Source organism: Amycolatopsis sp. WAC 04182 (genome assembly GCF_003947465.1).
In the GTDB taxonomy this organism is placed as follows: domain Bacteria; phylum Actinomycetota; class Actinomycetes; order Mycobacteriales; family Pseudonocardiaceae; genus Amycolatopsis.
In genome coordinates, this window is sequence record NZ_QHJJ01000009.1 from 252,385 (window position 1) to 267,267 (window position 14,883).

Below are 14,883 nucleotides of genomic sequence, written 5' to 3' on the forward strand. Positions count from 1 at the left end.
GGAGGTTCTGCACCGTTACAGAAGTCTGGGGTGGATATGCGAAAACTCGTGCTCCCGGCACTGGCAGGCGTACTGATCGCGGGGCTGGTCCCGGCGGTGGCCGCGGCACAGGGCGGTGAGGCGCCCGGAGCGCCCGGCGCCCATCCGAGCTGGCTTCCGGCGGACAAGACCGGCTTCGGCACCGCCCGCGAACGGGCGAGCAACGTCTGGTTCACCCTGCAGGGCGGCCGGATGTCCGAGGTCTACTACCCGGATCTGTCGACGCCGAGCGTCCGCGCGCTCGACCTCGTCGTCACCGACGGGACGAGCTTCGCCACCGTCGATTCCTCGGCGAAGGCGCAGCAGGTGCGCCGCACCGGTGGCCTCACCTACGAACAGACGATCACCGACGACCAGCGCCGCTGGAAGCTCCGCAAGACCTACGTCACCGACCCGGCGCGCACGAGTGTGCTGATCGACGTCGACTTCGTTTCGCTGACCGGCCGCCCGTACCAGGTGTACGCGGTCGCGGATCCCGATCTCACCAACGAGGGCTCCGACGATTCCGCACGCACCGAGGGGGTGAACGCGGTCGCGTCCGACGCGAAGACCGCGGCCGCGCTGGCGGCGGAACCGGCGTTCTCGCGTAGTTCCGTGGGTTTCGCGGGTTCCTCCGACGGCATCACGCAGCTGACGAAATCCTTCACCCTCAAGGATTACGCGACCGCGGCCAAGGGCAATGTGCTGATCACCGGGCAGACCTCCGCCGACGGTGTCCGCTCACGGGACTTCACGCTTTCGCTCGGCATGGGCGCGAAAGACTCCGACGCGCTCGCCAACGCGAAAGCCTCGCTACGCCGCGGATTCTCCGACGCGGCCCGCGCGTACGACCGGGGCTGGAAGCAGTACCTCCGACAGGTGAAGGACGCGCCGTCGTCACTCAAGACCAAGCAGGAACGGGACCTCTATCAGGCGTCCGTGCTCATGCTCGCGGCGAGCGAGGACAAGATCCACCAAGGAGCGCTCATCGCGTCGCCGAGCATGCCGTGGCGGTTCGGCGACAACGACCCGGAATGGTCGCCGTCGGGCACCTATCACCTGGTCTGGCCGCGGGACCTCTACCAGATCGCGACCGGTCTGCTCGCCGCCGGCGACCGCGACGCCGCCAACCGGTCGATCGACTACATGTTCGGGACGCAGCAGCTGCCGGACGGGCATCTGCCGCAGAACAGCCACGTCGACGGCACGCCGTACTGGACGTCCATCCAGCTCGACGAGACCGCGCTGCCGATCGTGCTCGCCCAGCAGCTCGGCCGCACCGACGCCAAGACGTGGCAGGGTGTGCGCAAGGCGGCGGAATTCCTGTTGTCCTACAAGGCGGACAACGGGCACGCGTCGCCGTACAGCCAGCAGGAACGCTGGGAGGAACAGGACGGCTACTCGCCTTCGACGATCGCCGCGGTGATCGCCGGACTGGTCTGCGCGGCCGACATCGCCAAGGCGAACGGCGCCGCCGCCGACGCGAAGCGCTACCTCGGCACCGCCGACGCGTTCAAGGCGAAGCTCGCCCAGTGGACGGTGACCACGAACGGCCCGCTGTCGAAGGACCCGTACTTCGTCCGGCTGACCAAGGACGGCAACGCAGACAACGGCACGAAGTACAACCTCGGCAACTCCAGCGTGACCATGGACCAGCGTGCCGTGACCGACGCGGGATTCCTCGAACTGGTGAGGCTGGGCATCTACCGCGCCGACGATCCGGTGATCCGCAACAGCATCAAGGTCACCGACGCCGACATCGCCTTCACCACCCCGACGGGTCAGTTCTGGCACCGGTACACGAAGGACGGCTACGGCGAGAAGGCCGACGGGTCACCGTGGGACTACACGTTCCCGGCGGAAAGCCGGACCACTTTCGGGCGACTGTGGCCGCTGCTGGCGGGTGAACGCGGCGAGTACGACCTCGCCAACGGTGACCGGGGTACGGCCGCGAAGCGCCTTCGTGACCTCGGGCGCGTCAGCAGCTCCGGCGACACGATGCCGGAGCAGGTCTGGGACGAGAACGCGCCTTCGGGGCAGCCCGGCTTCCCGGTGGGCACTCCGACCGCGTCCGCGACGCCGCTGGCTTGGACGCACGCGCAGTACTTGCGGCTCGCGTGGTCGGTGCAGGCCGGGAAGGTGATCGAGCAGCCGCGGGTGGTGCGGTGCCACTTCCTGGGCTGCTGACCCCGGCTCGCTAGTGCAATGAAGGGGCCTTTCATAGCAAAATTTGCTATGAAAGGCCCCTTCATTGCACGCGGAGCGGGTGCGAGAGGGTCAGTCGTCGGCGGACTCGGGCTGAGCCTCCGGCAGCCACGAATTGCCCGGAACGCCCCATTTGTTCGCCTTGAGCATCTTCTTCGCCGCACGGGCGTGGCGCCCGACCAGCCGGTCGAGGTAGATGAAGCCGTCCAGGTGATCGGTCTCGTGCTGCAGGCAGCGCGCGAGGTAGCCGGTCCCTTCGACCTCGATCGGATTGCCGTCGACGTCGAAGCCGGTCACCTTCGCCCATGAAGCGCGGCCGGTCGGGTACGACTCGCCGGGCGCCGACAGGCAGCCTTCCCAGTCGTCGTCCGGATCCGGCATCGTCTCCGGGATCTCCGACGTCTCGAGCTTCGGGTTCACCACGACACCCTTGTGGCGCGTGCCCTCGTCGTCGGGGCAGTCGTAGACGAACACGCGCAGGTCGAGGCCGATCTGGTTGGCCGCGAGGCCCACCCCTTCGGCGGCGTACATGGTCTCGAACATGTCGTCGATGAGCGTGCGCAGCTTGTCGTCGAACTCGGTGATCTCCCGAGTCGGGTTGTGCAGCACGGGCTCGCCGGCGATCACGATGGGATGGACGGTCACGCGCGCAGTTTAGTCGGACCCGTCTGGTACACCCTTACCCATGACGCGCCGACGTCGTTACCGAGGCCGGGCGCCGCATCCGTGGTCTAATGGCGCCGCGGAATGACAAGCCTGTGGTTTCACGCCGCCGAGCACTGACCTGATTGCGAGGAGTCGGATGGACGCCGCGGAGTCGATGGCCGAGCCCGACCAGCCGTCCCCGTCGGAGACCGTGAACGGCCTCAGCGAGCGCGAGCTCGACATGCTCGCGTTCGAACGTCAGTGGTGGAAGTACGCCGGCGCGAAGGAACAGGCCATCCGCGAACGCTTCTCTATGTCGTCGACGCGCTACTACCAGTTGCTGAACCGGCTGCTCGAGAAGACCGAAGCCATGCAGGCCGATCCGATGCTGGTGAAGCGCCTGCGAAAGACGCGAGCGGCCCGGCAGCGCAATCGCGCGGCCCGGCGACTGGGGATCGATCTCTCATGAGTCTGTTTTCGGGTCTGTCCCGGCCGATGAAGGCCGCCGGACTGGCCTTGGTCGGTGTCGCCGTGATCGCCGCCGTGATCGGTGGCATCACCCTGACCAGCGGCGGCGGTGACTCGGACACCGCGACGCCACCCGGCAGCACGCCCACCTCCTCGGACGGCGCGACGCAGCCTTCATCGCCGGCGCCGGGTTCATCTTCCGCCAGCACGCCGCCTGCGTCGTCGGCACCGCCGTCGAGCGCGCCCGCGAGTTCCGCGCCGCCGGCGAGTCAGCCGGGGCAGACGGGTCAGCCCGGTCAGCCGGGTCCGGGTCAGCCCGGCGGTGATCAGCAGGCGTCGCACAAGTGGGTGACGGTGCGCGTCTACAACAACAGCACGATCCAGGGGCTCGCCGATCAGGCCGCGAAGGATTTCCGCGCCTCCGGCTGGAACGTCTCCGAGGTCAAGGGCTACCCGGGCAGGCTCCCCGAGACGGTGGCCTACTACCGGCCGGGCACCGACGAGGAAGCGGCCGCGAAGGCGCTGGCGCTGGAGTTCGGTTTCCGTGCCGAGCCGAGGTTCAAGGAGATCGAGAACATCGGCCCTGGCGTGATCGTCATCCTCACCAAGGACTACAAGACCAACGACAAGGACGGCTCCTAGCCGATCCGTGAAAGGGCCCCTTCCTCGCGAGGAAGGGGCCCTTTCACGTACTTCAGACCTGCGTCTGCGCGTAGGCCTCCAGCGCCGCGAGCTGGGCCGGGTCGAGCGACGGACGCACGGCCTTGGCCGCCTTCGTCAGATGCTCGGCGGTGACCTCCTTGGCCTCCAGCGATTCGCGCATCGCGGTCAGCGCGGCCTCCCGGATCAGCGCCGCGCAGTCCGCCGCCGAATAACCGTCCAAAGTGGCCGCATACGCCGCGAGGTCCACATCGGACGCGAGCGGCGTGTTCTTGGCGCTGGCGGCCAGGATCGCCTTGCGCGCGTGCGCGTCCGGCGGCGGGACGTAGACACGACGCTCGAGCCGTCCCGGTCGCAGCAGGGCCGGGTCGACCAGCTCGGGGCGGTTCGTCGCACCGAGGACGACGACCTCGCGCATCGGCTCGACACCGTCCAATTCGGTCAGCAGGGCCGCGACGACCCGGTCTGACACGCCGGAGTCCGAGGACTGGCCGCGGCGCGGGGCGAGCGCGTCGATCTCGTCGAGGAAGATCAGCGACGGCGCGGCCTCGGCGGCACGGCGGAAGAGTTCCCGCACCGCGCGTTCGGACTCGCCGACCCATTTGTCCATCAGTTCGGCGCCCTTGACCGCGAAGACGTTCAGCGCGCCGGTGCCCGCGAGCGCGCGGACCAGGAACGTCTTGCCGCCACCGGGCGGCCCGTACAGGAGCACGCCGCGCGGCGGGTCGACACCGAGGCGGGCGAACGAGTCCGGATAGCGCAGCGGCCACAGCACCGCCTCGGTGAGCGACTGCTTGACGTCGGTCATGTTCCCGACGTCGTCCAGCGTCAGCCCGCCGGTCGCCAGATTGTCCGAAGTGGACATCGAAATGGGCCGGACGGTGGTCAGCGCGTCGAGCAAGTCCTGCTGCGAAATCCGAGGTTCGTCGGCTTCGCGTTGCCGCAGCGCGGCGCGGAGGGCGGCGTCGCGACGGAGCGCGATCAGGTCCGCGGCCACGAAGCCGGGAGTGCGCTCGGCGATCGGGCCGACGTCGACGCCGGTCTCCAACGGGGCTTCGCGCAGAAGCACGCGCAGCAATTCCGTGCGGGTCTTCGCGTCGGGGAGCGGCAGGCCGAGTTCGCGGTCGAGCAGGTCGGCGGCACGCAGCCGCGGATCGGTGGACTCGGCTCGCCCGGTGGTGGCGACGACGGCGAAACCCTTGTGGCGCAAGGCTTTGCGCAGGTCGTCGAGGACGACCGTCGCGAGCGGCGGCGGCTGGGACGCGGGCAGCAGCGCGTCGATGTCGGTGATCAGCAGGACAGCGGGGTCTTCGTCGCGGGTGGCCTGCTCGATCGCCTCACGCAGGCGCGCGGCGGCGACGTTCGGTTCGAGGACGGCGATGTTCGGCGCGGCGAGCGACACCACCCGCACCTTCTCGGCCTGCGCCACGGCGCGGACCAGCGTCGCCTTCCCAACACCTTCCGGCCCGGACAGCAGGACCCCGAGATGCGCGGACGTGCCGAGTTTCGCCAGCAGCTCCGGACGGTGGAACGCCAGGTCGAACCATTCGGCGAGCTTGCGCGCGGCCGCTTCGGAACCGGCGAGGTCCGACAACGGCGGCACGGATTCCTCGGCCACCTCGTCGACCCGCTCGTCTTCGACGATCTCGGCGTCGATGAAATCCTCGTGCGGCGTGGAGGGCGTGCTGCGCACCAGCGTCGTCCCGGCGCGGGCCGGGGCGGCGGCGGGCGCGGCCTCGCCGGTGCGGGCGCCGTCACGCCAGCTGACCACAGTGGACGGTCCGACGGCGACCGGCCCCGACGGCTCGGTGGCCGTGACGGTGAGCAGCTCGTTCGTCCAGGTCATGCCGATGGCACGGGACAATTGGCCGCGGACCGCGGAGACGTCGGAGCCCGGCGCGGGCGCGAGATCCTGGGGGAGCAGGGAAACGGCGTCGCCGACGGTCAGCACCTTGCCGATCAGGGCGAGCCGCAGGGTGTGCGGGGAGAGCGACACGCTCGCCATCCTCGAACCCGACACGGTGACCGTCTTCGCGGCCGACACCTCGGCCGGCGCGACGACCACCTCCGCTCCCTCGGTCACGCCGAGGTTCGACATCGTGACGTCGTCGAGGAGGATCACCCCTGGGATCCCCTCCGCGTCCGAGGGGGCGGCCAGCGCCGAGCTGACGCGCGCGCCGGTGACGCGGACGGCGTCCCAGGCCATCAGGCCGAGCGCGTCGAGGACTTCGGGGTGCAGCCGGACGACGCCGCGGCGGGAGTCCAGGGCGGACGGGGTGTGCCGGACGGTCAGCGTGATCTGGGGTGCGCTCACCCCGTCACCCTATCTACGCGGCGTGCTCCCAGCGGTCGAAGGACAGGATCTCCCCGGCGGGTCGCCGGGCGGCGGGGGAGAAGTCGCGCTGGGTGGTGTAGGCGACGGCGAGCAGGCTGATCTGCGTGACGTCGCCGGGAATCCCGAGCAGTTCCGCGACCTCGGCCTCGCGCGCGGGCAGGTGGTACGCGCACATCGAACTGCCGAGCCCCTTCGACCGCAGCGCGAGCTGGAAGCTCCAGATCGCCGGGTACACGGAGCCGTAGTAACCGTTCTGGATGACGGGATCCGACGGCGGGCGGCCGATCATGCAGGGGACGGCGAGCGCCGGGACGCGCCCGAGATTGTCGACGAGGTGCCGGGCCGACCGCATGACGGCCTCGCTCGCCAGGTGGCCGTACTTCGCCATGGTCGGGATCGCCTCGGCGCGGACGATGTTCGCGACCTCCGCCCGCAGTTCCGGGTCGCGGACGATCACCCACCGCTGGGAATCGAGCAGCATCCCCGCGGCGGGTGCCTGCTGCGCGATGCGGACGCAGTCTTCGAGAAGTCCTTCCTCTACCGGCCGGTCGAGGTCGAGCTTGCGGCGGACCGAGCGGGTGGTGGTGAGCAGCGTTTCGGTGTCCATGACGTCCCTCCAGGTGACTTACGACGTAAGCATACGATGTAAGTACTTACGGCGTAAGGGGGTGCCGGTAAACTGGAACACATGGCGCTGAGCAGGGAGAAGGTGCTCGACGCCGCGTTGCGGCTGGCGGGCGAACACGGACTGGCCGGATTGTCGATGCGCAAACTCGCCGCCGACGTCGGCGTGGAAGCGATGTCGCTCTACAACCACGTGGCCAACAAGGGTGATCTGCTCGACGGGCTGACCGCGCGCGTCTTCGAAAGTGTGCCGCTGCCGGGGCCCGGGCCCTGGGACGAGCGGCTGCGGGCGCTCACCCATGGTCTGTACACGGCCTTTTCACGGCATCCGGTGGTGGTCCGGGCGCTGGCGACCGACGCGGCGAACCCGCGTTCGGCGGGCGCGTTGAAGTTCATCGACGCGATGTTCTCGGCGCTGCTGGACGCCGGGCTCGACGAACGTGGCGCGGCGCGGGGCTACCGGTCGCTCATCGGGCTGGTGTTCGGCGCCGTGCTGACCGAGACGGTGGGGCTGTCCGGTGTTCCGGACGTGGCCGATCTGGAGCGGGCCGAGCCGGTGGTCTCGTGGTTCCAACGGTCGGTGACGTCGGACGGGCTGCCTTCGCTGCACCGTGCGCTGCCGTCGCTGATGGAAGGCGACTGCCTGCGGGACTTCGAGTTCCAGCTGGACCTGGTGATCGGCGGGTTGCGGGCTTCGGTGGGCTGAGCGGCCCAGCGCCCCTCGCGGAGGTGTCGCGAAAGCCACTTTCGCGACGTCAGATGTCCCGAAAGTGGCTTTCGCGACACCCTGGCTTACCTGTTGTCCCCAAGTTGTCCACAGGGTCACCCACTTGTGGACAACTCCGGCCCCCGACCCCCGTTTACCCAGGTCCCGTCGGACACCCCCGATACGCTGGGCGCGGGGCCGTCCCCCAGGGACGGGTGGGGGGCTGGGGTGGCGCGGGTCAGCGCTTTCGCAGGCCGATCCGGCGCCATGAGCGGCGTCGCGGGCCTCGGCCGTTGTCGCGGTCCTTGTCGGTGCTGATGGTGCGCGGAGTGCGCGCGACGTGCTGTTCGCCCCGCTGGAGCCGGACGCGCTGAGCGGCGCCGGCCACCACCCGCCGCAGCGGCGGGCGCAGGCCAAGGCGGCGGCGGCTCGAACGACGCCGGATCGCGCGCCGTTCCCGCGGCGGCGCCATCCACGCCTCCGGGTGGTTCGCCAGCCACCGTTGCCGGTACACCGAGTACGGGATGTGCGCCAGGTACAGGATCAGCGCGATCGCCAGCGCCACCAGCGGGAACTGGATGATCGCGGCGGCCAGCAGGCCCACCCCGACCAGCAGCGGCGCGATCGCCTTGGGCGGCGCCTTCACCGTCTTCAGCGACAGCGTCGGGATCCGGCTGATCAGCAACGCGGCGACGGCGATCGTCCACACCCACACCACGTACTGGTGCGACCACCAGCCCTGCCCGAACTGCAGTTCCAGGATCAGCGGCAGCATCGCCAGCAGGCCACCGGCGGGCGCGGGCACACCGACGAAGAACTCGCCCGCATACGGCGGCTGCTCGGTGTCCTCGATCAACGTGTTGAACCGCGCCAGCCGCAGGATCATGCAGACCGCGAAGATCAGCGAAGCGACCCAGCCGATGCGCTCGCCCTCCGCGTGCCAGACGTACAGCACCAGCGCGGGCGCGACACCGAACGAGATCCCGTCGGACAGCGAGTCGAGCTCCTGCCCCATCTTCGACGTCGCGTCCAGCAGCCGCGCGATCCGGCCGTCGAGACTGTCGAGCACCGCGGCGATCCCGATCGACGCGATCGCCATCGGGTAGTTGCCGATCAGCGCGAACTGCACCGACGACAGACCGGCGCACAGGGCGAGCACCGTGATGGCGTTCGGCAGCAGCCGCACGCCGGGAGTGGTCACGCGGACCATGGATCAGCCTTCCGGGTGCGGCGCCGTGGGCAGCTCGGCGATCGGCGTCTCGCCGCCGATCGTGCGCTGGCCCTTCGAGACGAGGACCTTGCTGCCCGGCGGCAGGTACAGGTCGACTCGCGAGCCGAAGCGGATGATGCCGTACGTCGCGCCGACGCCGACCTTGTCACCCTCGCGGATCTCACAGAGGATGCGCCGCGCCACCAGCCCGGCGATCTGCACCACGACGAGCTCGTGGCCGTCTTCGGTGCGCATGAGCACGGAGTTGCGCTCGTTGTCCTCGCTCGCCTTGTCCAGGTCCGCGGACAGGAACTTCCCCGGCCGGTACGCGACCCGCTCGATCACACCCGACGCCGGGATCCGCTGGACGTGCACGTCGAACACCGACAGGAACACGCTCACCCGCATCCGCGGTTCGGCGGGCAGCCCCAGCTCGGGCGGCGGCACGGCCTCTTCGATCAACGAGACCAGACCATCCGCCGACGCGACCGCGAGCCCGGACCGGGCGGGCGGGACACGCTTCGGCTCACGGAAGAACGCGGCCGTGGCGGCCGTCGCGAGCGCGCCGAGGACGCCGAGGGGCTTGGAGAACCTCCGCAGCACCAGCGTCGCGGCGAGGCCGCCCGCCACGAACGGCCTGCCGGCCGGGTGCATCGGCGGGACGGTCTCGCGGGCGAGTTTCACGGCGTGCGCGAGGGGGTTGCCAGTGGCTTCCGGCCGGTTGCCGCTCATTGGTCGGGTTCACCGCAGTTCGTGTCGGGGGGTCGGGACAGGAAGAGCCACCACGCTACCGCCCTGTCCGGAGACAGGCCGTGGCCTCCCCCGGAAGGGTTTCCCCGGGCCGGGTGGGAGGGGCCACATCCCGGTAACGGTAGGTGGAAATAAGCGATAACTCTAGGTAGTTGATGCCGATCGCCGACCTTGAGGACCCGCGAATGCCCGCCAGCCCGGACCCCGCAGGCGAGCGACTCGCCGAGCTGTTCCGCGCCTGGAAGAGGGACATTTCGGCGGCGCCGATGCCACCGCTCGTCGATCCGGTCCGTGCCGCCTCGGTCATCGCCGAGGCACGCGCGTCCGGGCGCATATGCCCCCCGACGGCACATGCGACCGGACGCGGCCACTGGAACTGAGCGAAACTCCCACTCTAGTTCGCCGGACACCCGTGATCACCGGTCGCGAGAAAACCGTTACCAACGGTTACTCCATCGGTCATCGGCGGTAGGAGTCGCTCCGCCCGGAGCCGCGCACCAGCCGCAACAGGGCGAGCAGCACGATCGAACCCAGAATGGCGACGCCGAAGCTGGGGAAGTCGAACTCGAAGGTCCGCTCGGTGCCGGTGGCGAGCCGGTAGATGAAGCCGCCGAGCGCCGCGCCCAGCACGCCGACCAGGATGCTGAACAGGCAGCCGCCCCGCCGGTCCGGGCCGCCGACCACGACATTGGCCAGCCACCCGGCGATGGCGCCGAACACGATCCACGAGAAGAAACCCATGCCGTCGAGGTTACCGACCCGGATGGAGTAGCGCACAAGGGGACTTGTACAAGGATCCTTGTGCAACTACTGTTGTGCGTTATGGCCGACCGTGAGGTACACGAAGTCCACGATTCGAAGGTGCTCGCCGCGATGTCGCATCCGCTGCGCCGCCGCCTGCTCGACGTACTCCGCCTCGACGGCCCCAGCACGGCGTCCGTGCTCGCCGAGCGGACCGGGCAGGCGGTCGGGAACGTCAGCCACCATCTGAAGGTGCTGGCCGCCAGCGATCTCGTCGAGGAAGCGCCGGAACTCGCCCGCGACCGCCGTGAGCGCTGGTGGCGCCGCGTCGGCTACGCGGTTTCCTGGTCGCCGTCGGACTTCCCCGACGACCCGGTCGCGGCCGCCGCCGAATCCCTCGCCCTCGAACGTCAGGTCTCCATGGCGCGCCAATGGTTCGCCGAACGCGAGACCTATCCGGAGGAGTGGCATCGCGCCGCCTTCGCCACCGACAGCTGGGCGAAGATGTCGGTCGCCGAACTGGCCGAACTCGAACGAGAAGTCCACGAGCTGATCAAGTCCTACAGCGGCCGTGAGATCCCGGACGACGGCCAGGAGCGCCGCCCCGTCTTCATCGCCACCCGCGCCGTCCCGGCCCGCCCGTGACCACCCGCGAACGCGGCGGTTTGCTGCGCTCACGCGATTTCCGGCTCCTGTGGACCGGCGAGACGACCAGCGTGCTCGGCAGTTCCATCGCCGTCGTCGCGCTGCCGCTCGTCGCGGTGGTCACCCTGCAGGCGAGCACGTTCGCGGTCGGGCTGCTGACCGCGGCCGCCTGGCTGCCGTGGCTCCTGATCGGCCTGCCCGCCGGCGCCTGGGTTGACAGACGGCCGAAACGCCCGGTCATGCTGGTGTGCAACGGCATTTCGATGCTGGTGTTCCTGAGCGTCCCGGTCGCCGCGTGGGCGGGCCTGCTCACGATGACCCAGCTGATCGTCGTCGCCTTGGCCGGCGGCGTCGCGAAGGTGTTCTTCAACGTCGCGTACCGGGCGTACTTGCCTTCGCTGGTCGAAAAGGAACAACTCCAGGAAGCCAACGAAAAACTGCAGGGCAGCGAATCCGCCGCGCAGATCGGCGGCCCCGGGCTGGCCGGTCTGCTGGCACAGGGGTTCGGCGCCGTCGCCGGAGTGCTCGCCGACGCCATCAGTTTCGGGATCTCCGCACTGTGCCTGCGATCCATCCGCCACCGAGAGCCCGAACGTCCGGCGAAGACGCGGTCACGGCTGCGGGACGAGATCCGCGACGGCCTCGCTTTCGTCGTCCGCGACCCGTATCTGCGTGTCCTGGCGGTCTTCGGCGCGATCTCGAACGTCGCGCTCATGGGCTACCAGTCGATCGAGGTCGTCTTCCTCGTCCGCGACCTCGGCGTGGGAGCGGGCGCCACCGGCCTCGTGCTCGCGCTCGCCGGCGCGGGTGGCGTCCTCGGCGCCGCGCTGTCGGGCAAACTCGCCGCGCGGATCGGCACCGCTCGTGCCTTCGTGCTCTGCGAGGCCTTCGGCGCGCTGATGATGCTGCTCGGCCCGCTCGCGAACGGCGGCTGGGGGCTCGCCTTCTTCGTCGCCGCCGGGTTCTCGCTCAGCGCCGGCGTCGTCGGTTCGAACGTCCTCAACGCCACCTTCAAGCAGCGGTACGTCCCGGCGCCGATGTTCGGCCGGGTCACCGCGAGCATGTCCGTGCTCAGCTTCGGCGCGATCGCCCTCGGCGGTCTGCTCGGCGGGATCCTCGGCGAGACCGCCGGCGTCCGGCAGACGCTGGGCCTGATGGCCGGGCTGGAGGTGCTCGCCGTCTTCGCGCTGCTGTTCACGCCGATCGGCCGGTGCCGCGACTTCCCCACAGATCGCGTTTAGCCCGCTAAACGCAGGTCAGAGCAGGAGGACGGTCACCTCGTCGCCCTGCTCGACCGAGTCCACGTCCTCCGGCAGCACGATCAGGCAGTTCGCCTGCGTGAACGACGCCAGCAGATGCGAACCCGGCCCGCCGCGCGGACCGACGATCCCGGTGACCTCGCCTTCGGAATGCGTGTAGAAGCCCCGCCGGAACTGGCGTCGCCCGGCGGGGGAGGTCATCGCCTCGGTCAGCCGGGCCCGCACCTGCTGCCGGTCGACGCCCGCGTGCCCCATCGCCGCGAGCAATGCCGGGCGCAGGAACGCCTCGAAGGAGACGAGCACGCTCACCGGATTGCCCGGCAGCGTCACCACCGGCACGCCGTTCCAGCGTCCGCAGCCCTGCGGCCCGCCCGGCTGCATCGCGACCTTCCGGAACTCCACGCCCTGTCCGGTCAGCGCGTCCTTCACCACTTCGTACGCGCCCGCGCTGACCCCGCCCGAGGTCACCAGCAGATCCGCGTCCGCCAGCCGCGGCTCGATCACCGCGCGGAACTCGTCCACGTCGTCGACCACACTGCGCACGACTTCGGCCTCGCAGCCGAGCGCGCGGATCGCCGACGCCAGCATGATGCTGTTCGACTCGTAGATCTGCCCGTGCCGCAAGGGTTCCGGCGCGTCGACGAGTTCGGTCCCGGTGGACACGACGAGCACCTTCAACGGCCTGAACACGGGAACCTCGGCGAGCCCGACGGCCGCCGCGAGACCCAGTTGCGCCGGGCCGAGCACGGTCCCGGCGGGAAGGGCCACCGTGCCCTCGACGACGTCTTCGCCCCGGCGCCGGATATGCGCGCCCGGGACGGCTGTCCTGAGAATCCGGACGTCCGTCACACCGCCGTCCGTGTGCTCCACCATCACCACGGCGTCGGCGCCGGGCGGCAACGGGGCGCCGGTCATGATCCGGTGCGCGGTGCCCGGCTCCAGCTTCGTGATGTCGACGCGGCCGGCGGGGATGTCCTCGGCGACCGGCAGCGTCACCGGCGCTTCCGCGATGTCCTCCGCGCGGACCGCGTAACCGTCCATCGCCGAGTTGTCGAACGGCGGCAGCGAGACCCCCGCGCGCACGTCCTCGGCCAGGACGAGCCCGGCGGCGGAGGCGAGCGGAAGGCTGATGACAGGGGCGTTTCCGAGCAGGCCGGTGACGGTCTCACGGTGGGCGTCGACGGAGATCACCGGACCATCCTCCTCGGTCGGGGGTCGCATGCAAGACTCTGCGCGTCACAACCACCACCGGGGAGAAGAAGAACATGCAGGTTCAGATCCGTCACCAGCCCTCGTTCGCGGTGGCGAGGCTCATGCTCGCCCCGGGTGAGCCGGCGCAGGTCGAGTCGGGCGCGATGATGGCGACGAGCTATGGCGTGCAGGTCCAGTCCCAGGCGCAGGGCGGCATCATGAAGGGCCTCGGCCGCGCCTTCCTCTCCGGCGAGTCGTTCTTCATCTCCACCTACACCGCCCCGCAGAACGGCGGCTGGGTCGACGTCGCCGCGAACCTGCCGGGCGACATGCAGATCATCAACCTCGACGGCCGCACCGGCTGGTGCGTCACCCGAGGCTCGTGGCTCGCGTCGTCGCACGGCGTGCAGACCGAGACCAAATGGGGCGGGCTCAAGAACCTCGTCGGCGGCGAGGGCGGCTTCCTGACGCACGCGACGGGACAGGGCCCGCTGGTCGTGGCCTGCTACGGCGCGCTGGAGACGGTGACCCTGCAGCAGGGCGAGGTGATCACCATCGACACCGGGCACGTCGTCGCGTTCGCCGACACCCTGCAGTACCAGATCCGCAAGGTCGCCACCGGCGTCATCCAGTCGATGAAGAGCGGTGAAGGCCTCGTCTTCGACTTCGCCGGTCCCGGCCAGCTGCTCACCCAGACCCGCAACCCGTCGGCGCTGTCCGCCTGGGTGATCGCCCAGGTCCCCTCCCGCTGAGCCCATGCGGGTCCAGACGAGGCACACCCCGAACTTCGGGGTCGCACGAGTGCTGTTGTCCCCCGGCGAGGCCGTCCAGGCCGCCGGGGACACCATGCTCGCCAGCAGTTTCGGCATCACCGAAACCGTTCCCTCCCGAGGTGGTTCGCGGGCGGGCAAGGGCACGCCGTCGGTGTTCACCGCGCCCGAGGGCGGCGGTTGGATCGACTTCGCGCCGTTGGCGGCGGGCGACGTCTACCCGCTGGAATTCACCGGCGTGGGCGGCTGGTGCGTGAGCCGGGACGCGATCCTCGCCCGGCCGGCGACCGTCCGGCACGACGCCGGCTGGGCGCCGCTGCAGACGCTCTTCGGGTCCGACTCCGGCTTCCTGGAGCACTACAGCGGAACCGGGCCGCTCGTGCTGGCCGCGCAGGGTCCGGTCGACGCCTTCGAGCTCACCGCCGGCGAACTCGTCACCGTCCGGCCGGACTTCCTGCTGGCCTACCCGGACACCGTGCAGTGCCGTCTCCGCGCGGTCGACCAGTCCGGTCCGCAGTCGGTCCGCACCGGCGAAGGGCTCGCTTTGGACTTCGCTGGACCAGGACGCGTCCTCGTGCAAGCGCGCAATAGGCGGCTTTCCCGCGGATGACCTTGGGACGAATTGAGCATTGCCGACGCCGGTAATTCGGGTAGCG

Annotated in this window: 15 protein-coding genes; 8 read left to right on the forward strand and 7 right to left on the reverse strand. The window is 70.0% G+C overall.

Annotated elements, in window-relative coordinates:
* Nucleotides 1-36 precede the first annotated feature (36 nt).
* Nucleotides 37-2,205: a glycoside hydrolase family 15 protein gene (locus DMH01_RS38600; RefSeq protein ID WP_125684126.1), complete on the forward strand. Its 2,169-nt coding sequence runs from the start codon at nt 37-39 to the stop codon at nt 2,203-2,205.
* Nucleotides 2,206-2,295: 90 nt separating this feature from the next.
* Here the strand turns inward: DMH01_RS38600 and DMH01_RS38605 are convergent, their stop codons facing one another.
* On the reverse strand, nt 2,296-2,868 hold the full coding sequence (locus DMH01_RS38605) for a peptide deformylase (protein ID WP_125683783.1): 573 nt from the start codon (nt 2,866-2,868) through the stop codon (nt 2,296-2,298).
* Between the two features lie 157 nt (nt 2,869-3,025).
* Here DMH01_RS38605 and DMH01_RS38610 point away from each other — a divergent pair, with 157 nt between their 5' ends.
* Together DMH01_RS38610 and DMH01_RS38615 are read left to right on the forward strand one after the other, a co-directional pair.
* Nucleotides 3,026-3,337 (forward strand): DUF3263 domain-containing protein, encoded by a 312-nt coding sequence (locus DMH01_RS38610; RefSeq protein ID WP_005160574.1) that lies wholly within the window; start codon nt 3,026-3,028, stop codon nt 3,335-3,337.
* Nucleotides 3,334-3,978, forward strand: a complete 645-nt coding sequence (locus DMH01_RS38615; protein WP_125683785.1) for a LytR C-terminal domain-containing protein — start codon at nt 3,334-3,336, stop codon at nt 3,976-3,978. The genes DMH01_RS38610 and DMH01_RS38615 overlap by 4 nt, the downstream gene beginning before the upstream one ends.
* Nucleotides 3,979-4,030: 52 nt before the next feature.
* On the opposite strand, the gene DMH01_RS38620 is transcribed toward DMH01_RS38615, so the two are convergent.
* Together DMH01_RS38620 and DMH01_RS38625 are read right to left on the reverse strand one after the other, a co-directional pair.
* Nucleotides 4,031-6,310, reverse strand: a complete 2,280-nt coding sequence (locus DMH01_RS38620; RefSeq protein WP_125683787.1) for an AAA family ATPase — start codon at nt 6,308-6,310, stop codon at nt 4,031-4,033.
* Between the two features lie 13 nt (nt 6,311-6,323).
* Nucleotides 6,324-6,938, reverse strand: coding sequence for a nitroreductase family protein (locus DMH01_RS38625; RefSeq protein WP_125683789.1), 615 nt, complete (start codon nt 6,936-6,938; stop codon nt 6,324-6,326).
* Nucleotides 6,939-7,019: 81 nt separating this feature from the next.
* Between DMH01_RS38625 and DMH01_RS38630 the strand changes: the two genes are divergently transcribed.
* Complete coding sequence (locus DMH01_RS38630; RefSeq protein WP_125683791.1) at nt 7,020-7,661, forward strand: TetR/AcrR family transcriptional regulator; 642 nt, start codon at nt 7,020-7,022, stop codon at nt 7,659-7,661.
* Nucleotides 7,662-7,899: 238 nt separating this feature from the next.
* On the opposite strand, the gene pssA is transcribed toward DMH01_RS38630, so the two are convergent.
* From pssA to DMH01_RS38650, 3 genes are all read right to left on the reverse strand, one after another.
* Nucleotides 7,900-8,871 (reverse strand): CDP-diacylglycerol--serine O-phosphatidyltransferase, encoded by a 972-nt coding sequence (pssA, locus tag DMH01_RS38635; protein WP_125683793.1) that lies wholly within the window; start codon nt 8,869-8,871, stop codon nt 7,900-7,902.
* A 3-nt stretch (nt 8,872-8,874) separates the two neighbouring features.
* Nucleotides 8,875-9,603 carry a phosphatidylserine decarboxylase gene (locus DMH01_RS38640; RefSeq protein WP_125683795.1) on the reverse strand — a complete coding sequence of 243 codons (729 nt, stop codon included), beginning with the start codon at nt 9,601-9,603 and terminating at the stop codon, nt 8,875-8,877.
* Nucleotides 9,604-10,080: 477 nt separating this feature from the next.
* Nucleotides 10,081-10,362, reverse strand: a complete 282-nt coding sequence (locus tag DMH01_RS38650; RefSeq protein ID WP_038507811.1) for a GlsB/YeaQ/YmgE family stress response membrane protein — start codon at nt 10,360-10,362, stop codon at nt 10,081-10,083.
* Between the two features lie 81 nt (nt 10,363-10,443).
* Between DMH01_RS38650 and DMH01_RS38655 the strand changes: the two genes are divergently transcribed.
* Both DMH01_RS38655 and DMH01_RS38660 read left to right on the forward strand, forming a co-directional pair.
* Nucleotides 10,444-11,007: a helix-turn-helix domain-containing protein gene (locus DMH01_RS38655; protein ID WP_125683799.1), complete on the forward strand. Its 564-nt coding sequence runs from the start codon at nt 10,444-10,446 to the stop codon at nt 11,005-11,007.
* Entirely contained in the window at nt 11,004-12,248 is a 1,245-nt protein-coding gene (locus DMH01_RS38660) for an MFS transporter (protein ID WP_125683801.1), read from the forward strand. The genes DMH01_RS38655 and DMH01_RS38660 overlap by 4 nt, the downstream gene beginning before the upstream one ends.
* Nucleotides 12,249-12,263: 15 nt before the next feature.
* Here DMH01_RS38660 and glp read toward each other — a convergent pair whose 3' ends face one another.
* Entirely contained in the window at nt 12,264-13,457 is a 1,194-nt protein-coding gene (glp, locus tag DMH01_RS38665; RefSeq protein WP_125683803.1) for a gephyrin-like molybdotransferase Glp, read from the reverse strand.
* 74 nt (nt 13,458-13,531) lie between these two features.
* Between glp and DMH01_RS38670 the strand changes: the two genes are divergently transcribed.
* Both DMH01_RS38670 and DMH01_RS38675 read left to right on the forward strand, forming a co-directional pair.
* Nucleotides 13,532-14,209, forward strand: coding sequence for a TIGR00266 family protein (locus DMH01_RS38670; RefSeq protein ID WP_034308282.1), 678 nt, complete (start codon nt 13,532-13,534; stop codon nt 14,207-14,209).
* Nucleotides 14,210-14,213: 4 nt separating this feature from the next.
* The gene (locus DMH01_RS38675; RefSeq protein WP_125683805.1) at nt 14,214-14,837 is read left to right on the forward strand and encodes an AIM24 family protein; all 624 of its coding nucleotides are present in this window, start codon (nt 14,214-14,216) and stop codon (nt 14,835-14,837) included.
* The last annotated feature ends 46 nt before the right edge of the window (nt 14,838-14,883 follow it).